An 11,306-nucleotide genomic window follows, 5' to 3' on the forward strand; every position below is an offset into this window, starting at 1 on the left:
TATAATTAAACAGAAAACTTAGTCGGAAAGAGAGTGTTAATAGATGGGATTAGATTTTATATGGATATTAAAAGCTATTATTATAGCAATTGTTGAAGGACTAACGGAATTTGTCCCTGTATCTTCTACAGGGCACATGATACTTGTCTCAAATTTCATTAATTTTAAAGGTGAATTTGTTGATATGTTTGAGGTTGTAATTCAACTTGGAGCAATATTAGCAGTAGTGGTTTTATATTGGAAAAAGATAAAGGATAGTGTTATAGAATTTTTTCAATATATTTTTACTAAAGGTAAAAAGGGAGAAGTTGGATTTAGATTTGGTATTAATGTTTTAATCGGTTCTATTCCAGCAGGAATAATGGGAGTTTTATTCTATAGTAAAATAAAAAAATTATTTAGACCTGAGGCTGTAGTTGTAGCATTTATAGTTGGAGGTATTTTATTAATAATAATTGAGAGCATTTTCAGAAAGAAAAAACATGCAGTAAAAAATATAGATAAAATAACACCTATACAAGCAATAAAGGTAGGATTATTTCAAGTACTTTCAATGTGGCCAGGAATGTCAAGAAGTGCATCAACAATAATGGGAGGTTGGGTTGCAGGACTTTCAACACCTATAGCAGCCGAATTTTCATTCTTTTTAGCAATTCCAGCAATGGTTGGATCAACAGCAAAAGATTTATTTGAATTTGATTATTCAAATATGACTACTACTAATCTTATAGCGTTGATTGTTGGATTTATTGTTGCATTTTTAGTTTCATTAGTTGTTATGGATGGATTTGTAGCTTATTTAAAGAAAAAGCCTATGAGAGTATTTGCAATATATAGAGTGCTTGCAGGAATATTGTTGGGAGTACTTATGTTTAAAGGAATTATATCTGTAACAATGTAAATAGAGTTTTTGTTTTTTAGAGAATTATAAAAAATAAATTTATGAATAAATTATATAGCACATAATTTATAAAGATAATATAGATAATTTAAAGAATAAAACTTAGAATAAATTATTAAAAACATAATAATTTTTATAGTAAAAATATGTAAAATTGATAATAAAAAAATATGTATTATATAAAAAAGCTAAACATACTTATTATAATGTATAAGTATGTTTAGTTTTTTATTTATATTATTAGAGAAACCTTTAATTTGCTGAAAATTTAAACTTTTCAGAATATAGACTTTGTGCTATGATTAAAGTAAAGAAAAGGAAAAAATAATATCTGTATCGTTTACTAAATTTGTTATTAAAATTAAATAAGAATTTTAGAATATATACACTAATTAATGTAGTTATATTCCAAAAGACATTAAAGGATTGGGGGAGTTTTAAATGCAACACAATATTAAAAAAATAGCATTATTAACTGGAGGCGGAGATTGCCCCGGACTAAACGCAACAATCAGAGCAATCACAAAATCTGCAATATTAAATTATGGTTATGAGGTGATAGGTTATAAATTTGGTTATAGAGGATTATATAATAATGATTTTATGCCATTAACATTAGAAAATGTATCAGACCTTTTACCTAGGGGTGGTACTATACTTTATAGTTCTAATAAGGATAATTTATTTGATTATTCGGTAGAAGAAAATGGGAAGGTTATAAAAAAAGATGTTTCTGATATAGCCATTGAAAATATGAAAAAAGAGCATGTTGATGCTTTGGTAGTAATCGGTGGAGATGGTACATTGACTTCTGCAAGAGATTTTGCTAGAAAGGGTGTTAATATTATAGGAGTACCAAAAACTATAGATAATGATTTAGGATCTACTGATACGACTTTTGGATTTAATACAGCTCTTGAAATTGCAACAGAAGCTTTAGATAGACTTACAACAACAGCTCAATCACATCATAGAATAATGATTCTTGAAGTGATGGGCAGAAATGCAGGATTTATAGCATTAGAATCAGGAATAGCTGGTTCAGCAGATATTATATTATTACCTGAAATACCATATGATATAAAAAAGATAATTGATAAGATTAATCAAAGAAAGAATGAAGGAAATTTATTTACAATTATTGTTGTTGCTGAAGGTGCAAAAGAAAAAGATGGAGATATCGTAGTTTCTAAGATAGTATCTGATAGTCCTGATCCAATTAGACTTGGAGGAATTGGAAACAAATTGGCTGCAGATATTGAAAAAATTATTAAGGATCAAGAAGTAAGATGTACAGTACTTGGACATTTACAAAGAGGAGGAAATACATGTACTTTTGATAGAATACTTTCTACAAGATATGGAGTAGCAGCAGTTGAACTTATCCATGAAGGTAAATTTGGCAATATGGTAGCATTAAAAGGAACTGAAATTACTTATAGTAGTTTAGAAGACGTTATAGGAAATAATAAGGTTGTAGATAAAGATGGAGAACTTGTTAATATAGCAAAAAAAATAGGTGTTTGTTTTGCAGACTAAATAATTAATAATTTTATAAATTATGCTAAAAAATTATAATTAGTGGTATACTATAACTAGTGACAATTAAATGGAATTTTTTAGAAAGCTGGTGGGTATTATGAAAGGAATAAAAAGATATTTGGAATCAAGAATTGGAACTTATGGCTTTTTTTTCGAGGATTTGAATGGTGGTTTTTCTTATGGATACAACGAAAATGTTCAAATGGTTGCAGCCGGTTGTATGAAGCTCCCTATAGCAGTATCAGTCATAAAGGATGTTGAGAGAGGAAGATTAACGTTTCTTGATAAGGTAAAGATTGATCAAGAGGATAAGGTTTATGGTACAGGTATAATTCATGAATTTAATGATAGAGAATATACTATATTCGAATTATTAGTAGCAATGTTAATTCAAAGTGATAATACAGCTGCAAATAAATTGATTGATATAGTGGGTATGGATAGAATAAATGAGGATATTAAGACGTTAGGATTAAAAAATACCTCTTTAAATAGAAAAACTTCAGATGAGAGAAGTGCTGGTAAAGGAATTGAAAATGTCACAACTGCTTTAGATTTGTCAAAAATATGGAAACATTTACATGAAGCTACTTTTTTAGACGAAAAAAATAGCACAATGTTAATTGATATACTTAGAAGACAACAAAAGAAAAATAAATTGGGATTATATATTCCAGATGATTTGAAGTATGAAATATCCAGCAAAAGTGGAGATAAAAATGGTGTTGAGAATGACACAGCTTTAATACAGTTATCTAAGGGTGATTTTGTTTTTACAATGATGTCTTTAGCTGTACCTAATAGTGTATATGGAACTGTAACATTAGCTAAAAGTGGAAAAATGATGTGGGATGAAATAAGTAATCATTGGAATTAATTTTTATTGACACATTATAAAAATAATGGTATGCTTACACAAAGAATAACCTTTAATTTGATCCAGAGAGATCAGCAAGGAAGTTATATAATACCATATTTTAGGGTTTATTGCGCCTTCCTTTATATAAAGGAAGGCTTTTTTATATAGCTAATTATATTTTTGCATATAGATAAAAAATTGCTTAAGTATAATGCTGAACTAGTTTACAGATACTAATACTAGTTATAAGCTATAAGATGTGGCGCTATCTAAATTTAATATAGATAGATTTGATATAACTTTTTATAAGTTTTAATTAACGGTTAAAAAGGAGTGATATCATAATGATAAAAGGTAAACATTTAATAGATCCTATGGATTTTACAGTAGAAGAACTAAATGAAGTCTTCGAATTAGCACGTCAAATTATTTCATGTCCTGAAAAATTTTCTCATGTATGTGATGGGAAGATATTAGCAACTTTATTTTATGAGCCAAGTACAAGAACTAGATTTAGTTTTGAAGCAGCAATGATGAGACTTGGTGGAAAAATTCTTGGTTTCTCAGAACCTAATTCATCATCAGTTTCAAAAGGTGAAACATTATCAGATACTATCAAAATGGTATCCATATATACTGATATAGTAGCAATGAGACATCCTAAAGAAGGTTCAGCTAAGGTAGCAAGTCTTTATTCAAATGTTCCAATAATTAACGCAGGAGATGGTGGACATCAACATCCAACCCAAACTCTAACTGATTTATTAACAATAAAAATGTTAAAAAAAGGACTAGATAATCATACTATTGGAATATGTGGAGATTTAAAGTTCGGAAGAACAGTCCATTCATTAATCAAAGCAATGTCAAGATACAAAGGAAACAAATTTGTATTAATCTCTCCTCAAGAATTAAAAATACCACAATATATTAGAGAAGAAATATTAAAAAAGAATAATATAGAATTTATAGAAGTAGAAAGACTAGAAGATGTAATTGAACAACTTGATATATTATATATGACAAGAGTTCAAAAAGAAAGATTCTTTAATGAAGAAGAGTACTTAAGATTAAGAGACAGTTATATATTAAATAAAGAAAAAATGTCTGGAGCTAAAGATAATATGATAGTAATGCATCCATTACCAAGAGTGAATGAAATTTCATATGAAATTGATAATGATAAAAGGGCAGTTTATTTTAAACAGGCTGAATATGGAATGTATGTTAGAATGGCGTTAATAGCTAAGCTTTTGGGGGTGTTATAGATGTTAGAAATTACAAGTATTAAAAATGGATTAGTAATAGATCATATTGAAGCTGGAATGGGAATTAAAATATTTAATTATTTAGGACTTGATAAAAGTGATTATAGTGTTGCTCTTATAATAAATGCTCAGAGTAAAAAACTAGGTAAAAAAGACATAATAAAAATAGAAAATTGTGATGAACTAGACTATACAGTATTAGGTTTGCTTTCTCCAAGTATAACCATTGATGAAGTTAAAAATGAAGAAATCATTGGGAAGATAAAGCCAACATTACCTGAAAAAGTTATAGATATTTTAGAGTGTAAAAACCCAAGATGTATAACTCAAACTGAAAAATATGTTAAGCATTCGTTTGTATTAGTTAGCAAAGAAAAGGGTACTTATAGATGTGAATATTGCGATGAAATAACTAAATTATCTGAGGTTTAAAAAGAGGTGAATGTGATGGAACTTTTAATTAAAAATGCTAGGGCTATAGATGTAAGTCAGGATTTCATAGGAGATATTTATATAAAAGATGGTGTGATAACTGAAATTGGAAAAGAGATATCAAGAGAAAATGTTAAAATTTTTGATTGTAAAGGTAAAATTTTGATGCCATCATTTATTGATACTCATGCACATTTTAGAGATCCAGGCCTTACGTGGAAAGAGGATTTAGAAACTGGTTCTAGAGCAGCATTGAGAGGTGGATATACCGGGGTTTGTCTTATGGCTAATACTAATCCTATATGTTCTTCAAAAGAAGTTTTAGAATATGTAAGAAATAAATCTAATGAATTAAATTTGATTGATATACATCAATGTTCATCAGTAACTAAAAATTTTGATGGAAAAACTCTAAGTCATTTAAAAGACTTTGAAAATGATAAAAAAGTTAAAGCATTTTCAGATGATGGAGTTGGCGTATCTAATTCTAATATAATGCTTGAAGCTATGAAAATAGCAAAGAAAAATAATTGGATTTTGATGTCCCATGCAGAGAGTCCAGAATTTTCAAAGATAGATATGAGAATAGCTGAAAATATGATGACTTTAAGAGATGTGGAACTTGCCAAAATAACAAAAGCTCATCTTCATATGTGTCATGTTAGCACAAAAGAATCATTAGATTATATAATCAATGCTAAAAATAATGGCGTGAATATAACATTAGAAGTAACACCACATCATATTGCATTAACATCAGATAAAAATAATTATAGAGTTAATCCTCCAATAAGGGAAAAAGAAGATGTAGAAGCAATTTTAAATGCTATAAAACTTGGTTTTGTGGATACTATAGGGACTGATCATGCACCACATACATTAGAAGAAAAAGCAAAAGGTTCTCCAGGAATGGTAGGAATAGAAACTGCATTTTCAATATGTTATTCAAAATTAGTTAAGGACGGACTAATATCTTTAAATGAGTTAAGCAGGCTTATGTCGTATAATCCAGCTAAGCTTTTAGGTATGAATAAGGGGAAAATAAGCATAGGAATAGATGGGGATTTTGTTTTAATTGATATAGATAAAAAAATAAAAGTAAATTCTGAAGAGTTTGCATCTAAAGGCAGAAATACACCTTTTGATGGTATGGAATATTATGGTCAAGTACTTGCTACAATAAAGGGTGGAGAAATTAAATATAAAAAATAGGGATAAAACTTAATGAAGTAGCTTTCTCAAAATAACTTACTATATTGACATTTGTTTAAAAATAGTAAATACAGGCATATATTAAAAAAAGTTTTTTTGAGAAAGTTCATAATAAAAAATAGGAGGACTTTGCTATGACAAGTTACATAATGGATAAATTATATGATAGAGTTGAAAAAAGAGGCGTAGTTTGTGTAGGGTTAGACACATCATTAGATTATATTCCAGAATATTTAAAAGAGGGAAGAACTGAAAGTGAAGCAATATTTGAGTTTAATAAGCAAATAATAGATGCAACATGTAATGTAGCATCATGTTTTAAAGTTCAAATAGCCTATTATGAAGCATTAGGTTTAGAAGGATTAACGGCTTACAAAAACACATTAGAATATTTAAGAAAAAAGGATGAAATCATAATTGCAGATATAAAAAGAGGAGATATAGCAGCAACAGCAAAAATGTATGCAAAGGCTCATTTTGAAGGAGATTTTGAAGCGGATTTTATAACTTTAAGTCCATATATGGGAATGGATAGTATAGAGCCATATATACCATACATAGAAACTGGTAAAAAGGGAATATTTAGTTTAGTTAGAACATCGAATAAAGGTGCTGAAGATATAGAATATTTAGATACGGTTTCAGGAGATAAGGTTTATCATATAGTTGGAGATAAACTTATGGAAATGGGTAAAAATCTTACTTCAAGTTGTGGATATCATCCATTAGGTGGAGTTATAGGTTGTACTCATGTTGAAGAGGGAAAAGAATTAAGAAGAAGATTTAATTCTATGTTCTTTTTAATACCGGGTTATGGTGCTCAAGGTGGAAAGGCTGAAGATGTTGCAATGTATTTAAACAATGGTAATGGTGGGGTTGTAAATTCTTCTAGAGGAATATTATTAGCTTATAAAAAAGAAAATAGAGAAAAAGAATTTGCTTTATGTGCAAGAGAAGAAGCTATAAAAATGAGAGATGAAATAAAAAAGGCAGTGAATAGTTTATAGGAGGAAGAACATGAGTATAACATATAGAAAGTCAAAAGTAATTTCAAATGAAAAAGTTGTTGATAATATATATAAAATGGTGTGCGAAGATGAGAATAATATAAAAGCTGGTCAATTTTATATGTTAAAGCTTAATGGTCAAACATTACTTCCAAGACCTATAAGTATATGCGAAAGAGATGATAATAAAATAACTTTTGTTTATGCAGTAGTTGGTAAAGGAACAGAGGAATTTTCTAAATTAAAACAAGGGGAATATATAAACCTTACAGGACCTTTAGGAAATGGATTCAATTTAGAAGAGGATTTAGGAAAAGTAGCTATAGTTGCAGGCGGAATTGGAACTGCACCAATGGTTGAGGTTTCTAAAAGACTTAGAGAAAAGAACAAAGATAAAATTATAGATATATATGCTGGATATAGAGATGAAGTATATTTAGTAGATGAATTATCAAAGTATGCAAATAAGGTAGAGGTTACGACTAATACTGGTAAGCATGGATATAAGGGATTTGTTACAGATATATTAAAAGCAGAAGAATATGATACGGTTTTATGTTGCGGACCTGAAATTATGATGAAAAAGGTTATTGAAATTTGTAAAGAAAAAAATGTTAAGATATATGTTTCTATGGAAAAACATATGGCTTGTGGAGTAGGTGCTTGCTTGGTTTGTACTTGCAAAACAAAGGGTGGTAATAAAAGAACTTGTAAAGATGGTCCAGTATTTGATGGATACTATGTAGAATTATAGAATCAGGGGGATAGAAGTTATGTTAAAAGTAAATATAAATGGTGTAGATTTTAAAAATCCAGTTATAGCAGCTTCAGGTACCTTTGGTTTTGGTGCTGAATATAACAATTTTTATAATGTGGGAATGCTTGGGGGAATTTCATCTAAAGGGTTAACTTTAAATGTAAAACCAGGAAATGATGGAATTAGAGTATATGAAACTCCTTCTGGAATGATGAATTCAGTAGGATTACAAAATCCAGGAGTAGACGGATTTATAGAACATGAACTACCTGAAATGCAAAAATTAGGAACTAATATTTTAGCTAATGTTGGTGGAGGATGTTTTGAAGATTATGCTAAAGCTATTGAAAAATTGAATGATACATCTGTTCAGATAATAGAACTTAACATATCATGTCCAAATGTAAAAGCAGGAGGAATGGCTTACGGAATTAAATCAAAGGTAGCGTATGATTTTGTTAGTGAAATTAAGAAAATATCTAAAAAACCTCTTATGGTTAAATTATCACCAAATGCAGAAGATATAGTAGATATGGCTGTGAAATGTCAGGAAGCAGGTGCAGATTCGTTAAGTTTAATAAATACATTAAAAGGATTTGCTATAGACATTTATAAAAGAAAGCCTATATTTAATAATGTTTATGCAGGTCTTTCAGGTCCAGCAGTAAAACCTATAGCATTAAGAATGGTACATGAAGTGTCTAAGGCAGTAACTATACCAGTTATAGGATTAGGTGGAATATCTACAGGAAAAGATGCTATAGAATTTATGATGGCAGGGGCTAAAGCAATTCAAATAGGAACAATAAATTTTGCAAACCCAATGGCTGGAAAAGAGATCATAGAAGAAATGGAAGCTTTCTGTAAATTTGAAGGAATAAAAGATATTAATGAAATAGTAGGAATAGTATAGGAGGAATTATAAATGCAAGCATACAAAAAAGAGTTTATAGAATTTATGATAGAATGTGGAGTATTAACTTTTGGGGATTTTGTTACTAAGAGTGGTAGAAAGACACCTTTCTTTGTGAATACAGGTAATTATAAGACTGGAAGTCAACTTAAAAGATTAGGGGAATTTTATGCAAAAGCTATAAAAGAAAATTTTGATGAAGAGTATAATATAGTATTTGGACCGGCATATAAGGGAATTCCATTAAGTGTTACAACTACAATTGCATTATCAGATATGTATGGAATAGATGTTAACTATTGTTCAAATAGAAAAGAAGTTAAAGATCATGGGGATAAAGGCATACTCTTAGGAAGCAAAATAACTGATGGAGATAAGATTTTAATAGTTGAAGATGTAACAACAGCAGGAACTTCAATATATGAAACTATGCCTATATTAAATGAGCAAGGTAAAGTTTTAGTAACAGGACTTATAATATCAGTTGATAGAATGGAAAGAGGTCAAGGAGAAAAATCAGCATTAGTTGAAATAAGAGAAAAATTTGGATTTAAAACTTGTGCTATAGTTACAATGTCAGAAGTTATAGAATATTTATATAATAAAGAAGTGAATGGAAGAATAATAATTAATGATGAAATTAAAGCAAGAATTGATGATTATTATGAGCAATATGGAGCAAATAATTAAAAAAATAGGATATAAAAAAGGTTGTTTCGTTTTTTGAAACAACCTTTTTATGTTGGATGGCTTTTAAATAAAAATTGACATTGCAGTATAATGAAGTATTCTTATAAGTTGTGTAGCTGCGATATTAACACTATTCTTCAAATTAAATAATACAATAGTATTTAATTTGTAAGTTCACTAATATGAATAGTTGTATAGTTATTATCATTAAGTGCTTTAACCATTTGGTTTAAAGGTGAATTAGTATCATATTCAACATTTAAAGTGTTATTATTGATACTACAATTTAGATAATCAATCTCTATCGATGGATGATAGAAAAAGCTATGCAACACTTTAGGGTCATAGGTATTTAGTCCGTTTATAATAGAAGATGTATCTAAATTTTCTACGAACCCTAAAGGTGTAGGGACATACAAATTATTAGTATCGGTCTTATAAATATTTTTTTTAGAATTATCAAATGGTTCATATACAAATTGGAAGTATTCTTCTATTGCATCTTGTTGCATTTTTGTATCTCTATAATGAGGACTTTCATAGAACGTACAAGGAATATTCAAAGCATTTGCATTTTCCATTCCATTTTCGACTACACTTCTAGCCTCTTCAACAGTATTATTTACATCTTTAGATAATTCTTCACCAACAGCACTTCTATCAGTTCCAGATTGATGTGTGTATCCATGAAGACCAATTTCTGCACCTTTGTAAATTAAATAATCTAGTAAGTTTACAAAACCAACATTTTGAATGGATTGATTTTTTAAAAGGTCATTATCAATATTATCTAATGGTGCCTTAAATCTTGGAATCCAACCTACATGGAATTTTATACCGTTTGAATAAAGTAAATTAGCCATACATTTTACTTTTAATTGATTTTTATCTACTGCCATTGAATCTCCATCGGTAAAATCTTCAAATCTAAACATAGCAACTTTTTTGCTGCATTTTATAGAAGGTAAATCAGGAGCTTCAATATTGTTAGGTAATAGAGAGATTCTTTTATTATTAAAATCAAATACTGCAATAAGATTAAATAGTTCTTCTATATCAGAGATTGATATGTAAGAGTTATTATTATAATTTAATAACTTTCCTCGTAAAGCACCCTCTTCAGAATCTTTTGTATAAGAATCAGTAGTTAATGAAAGTTTATGTTCATTATTTTCTAATTCAAATGAATTTTCAGAACTATTAATGTTATATTTAAGTTTACTACATATGAAATTAATAGGGATATAATATCTTTGAGATTTTAATAACATAGGGATATTTTTTATGTTATTTTCATTTAGGATATCTAAAGTTATATCATTTACTTTTGTTATTGGCATATCGTCAAAAGAAGTTTTTGGAACAAATCTACTTTTGAATGTGTTTTTAGGTAATGCTCTAGAATAAACTTTGTCATTTATAATGGTTATATATGATTGAAAAAAATTATAATAGCCAAATATATTATAGGTAAGTATTAAAACAAATAATAAAATAAAAAAAGATAATATAACTTTTTTCAATGGAACTTTATGTTTTTTCATACGTTAATCAACACTCCTCTACATTTTATCTGATAATCAGTATTTATGTTATATTATTTATATAAAGTAAGAAAAAAGAGATATACACTCAAAAATGGAGATTTATAAGTTTTAACTTGAGTGAATAATACAAAACTATACTTAAAGTGAATAATTACTTTTATAATAATTAACAAATATA

At 28.3% G+C, this 11,306-nt stretch carries 11 protein-coding genes; 10 read left to right on the forward strand and 1 reads right to left on the reverse strand.

Annotation, left to right across the window (positions count from 1 at the left end; translation table 11 throughout):
• Positions 1-43: 43 nt before the first annotated feature.
• The 10 genes from ACYUET_RS10205 to pyrE all read left to right on the forward strand — a co-directional run bounded on the left by ACYUET_RS10205 (position 44) and on the right by pyrE (position 9,581).
• Entirely contained in the window at positions 44-901 is an 858-nt protein-coding gene (locus tag ACYUET_RS10205; protein ID WP_460279304.1) for an undecaprenyl-diphosphate phosphatase, read from the forward strand.
• Positions 902-1,342: 441 nt separating this feature from the next.
• Positions 1,343-2,440 carry a 6-phosphofructokinase gene (locus ACYUET_RS10210; protein ID WP_460279306.1) on the forward strand — a complete coding sequence of 366 codons (1,098 nt, stop codon included), beginning with the start codon at positions 1,343-1,345 and terminating at the stop codon, positions 2,438-2,440.
• 100 nt (positions 2,441-2,540) lie between these two features.
• Positions 2,541-3,320 (forward strand): serine hydrolase, encoded by a 780-nt coding sequence (locus tag ACYUET_RS10215; RefSeq protein WP_460279307.1) that lies wholly within the window; start codon positions 2,541-2,543, stop codon positions 3,318-3,320.
• A gap of 326 nt (positions 3,321-3,646) precedes the next feature.
• Positions 3,647-4,570, forward strand: coding sequence for an aspartate carbamoyltransferase (gene pyrB, locus ACYUET_RS10220; protein WP_460279309.1), 924 nt, complete (start codon positions 3,647-3,649; stop codon positions 4,568-4,570).
• Positions 4,571-5,002: an aspartate carbamoyltransferase regulatory subunit gene (locus tag ACYUET_RS10225; protein WP_460279311.1), complete on the forward strand. Its 432-nt coding sequence runs from the start codon at positions 4,571-4,573 to the stop codon at positions 5,000-5,002. It abuts the gene before it with no gap.
• A 15-nt stretch (positions 5,003-5,017) separates the two neighbouring features.
• The gene (locus ACYUET_RS10230) at positions 5,018-6,214 is read left to right on the forward strand and encodes a dihydroorotase (RefSeq protein WP_460279313.1); all 1,197 of its coding nucleotides are present in this window, start codon (positions 5,018-5,020) and stop codon (positions 6,212-6,214) included.
• A gap of 134 nt (positions 6,215-6,348) precedes the next feature.
• Positions 6,349-7,221, forward strand: coding sequence for an orotidine-5'-phosphate decarboxylase (gene pyrF / locus ACYUET_RS10235; RefSeq protein ID WP_460279314.1), 873 nt, complete (start codon positions 6,349-6,351; stop codon positions 7,219-7,221).
• Between the two features lie 10 nt (positions 7,222-7,231).
• Complete coding sequence (locus ACYUET_RS10240) at positions 7,232-7,975, forward strand: dihydroorotate dehydrogenase electron transfer subunit (RefSeq protein WP_460279315.1); 744 nt, start codon at positions 7,232-7,234, stop codon at positions 7,973-7,975.
• A gap of 19 nt (positions 7,976-7,994) precedes the next feature.
• Positions 7,995-8,891, forward strand: a complete 897-nt coding sequence (locus ACYUET_RS10245) for a dihydroorotate dehydrogenase (RefSeq protein WP_460279317.1) — start codon at positions 7,995-7,997, stop codon at positions 8,889-8,891.
• 12 nt (positions 8,892-8,903) lie between these two features.
• Entirely contained in the window at positions 8,904-9,581 is a 678-nt protein-coding gene (gene pyrE / locus ACYUET_RS10250; protein WP_460279319.1) for an orotate phosphoribosyltransferase, read from the forward strand.
• A 161-nt stretch (positions 9,582-9,742) separates the two neighbouring features.
• On the opposite strand, the gene ACYUET_RS10255 is transcribed toward pyrE, so the two are convergent.
• Positions 9,743-11,125: a DUF2334 domain-containing protein gene (locus ACYUET_RS10255; protein ID WP_460279321.1), complete on the reverse strand. Its 1,383-nt coding sequence runs from the start codon at positions 11,123-11,125 to the stop codon at positions 9,743-9,745.
• Positions 11,126-11,306 lie beyond the last annotated feature (181 nt).

It is taken from the genome of Clostridium sp. CTA-5, from assembly GCF_054768135.1.

What these genes read in the sequence shown, in the direction of transcription:
- ACYUET_RS10205 (WP_460279304.1), top strand. Translation starts at nt 44, where the DNA reads ATGGGATTAGATTTTATATGGATATTAAAAGCTATTATTATAGCAATT.
- ACYUET_RS10210 (WP_460279306.1), top strand. Translation starts at nt 1,343, where the DNA reads ATGCAACACAATATTAAAAAAATAGCATTATTAACTGGAGGCGGAGAT.
- ACYUET_RS10215 (WP_460279307.1), top strand. Translation starts at nt 2,541, where the DNA reads ATGAAAGGAATAAAAAGATATTTGGAATCAAGAATTGGAACTTATGGC.
- pyrB (WP_460279309.1), top strand. Translation starts at nt 3,647, where the DNA reads ATGATAAAAGGTAAACATTTAATAGATCCTATGGATTTTACAGTAGAA.
- ACYUET_RS10225 (WP_460279311.1), top strand. Translation starts at nt 4,571, where the DNA reads ATGTTAGAAATTACAAGTATTAAAAATGGATTAGTAATAGATCATATT.
- ACYUET_RS10230 (WP_460279313.1), top strand. Translation starts at nt 5,018, where the DNA reads ATGGAACTTTTAATTAAAAATGCTAGGGCTATAGATGTAAGTCAGGAT.
- pyrF (WP_460279314.1), top strand. Translation starts at nt 6,349, where the DNA reads ATGACAAGTTACATAATGGATAAATTATATGATAGAGTTGAAAAAAGA.
- ACYUET_RS10240 (WP_460279315.1), top strand. Translation starts at nt 7,232, where the DNA reads ATGAGTATAACATATAGAAAGTCAAAAGTAATTTCAAATGAAAAAGTT.
- ACYUET_RS10245 (WP_460279317.1), top strand. Translation starts at nt 7,995, where the DNA reads ATGTTAAAAGTAAATATAAATGGTGTAGATTTTAAAAATCCAGTTATA.
- pyrE (WP_460279319.1), top strand. Translation starts at nt 8,904, where the DNA reads ATGCAAGCATACAAAAAAGAGTTTATAGAATTTATGATAGAATGTGGA.
- ACYUET_RS10255 (WP_460279321.1), bottom strand. Translation starts at nt 11,125, where the DNA reads ATGAAAAAACATAAAGTTCCATTGAAAAAAGTTATATTATCTTTTTTT.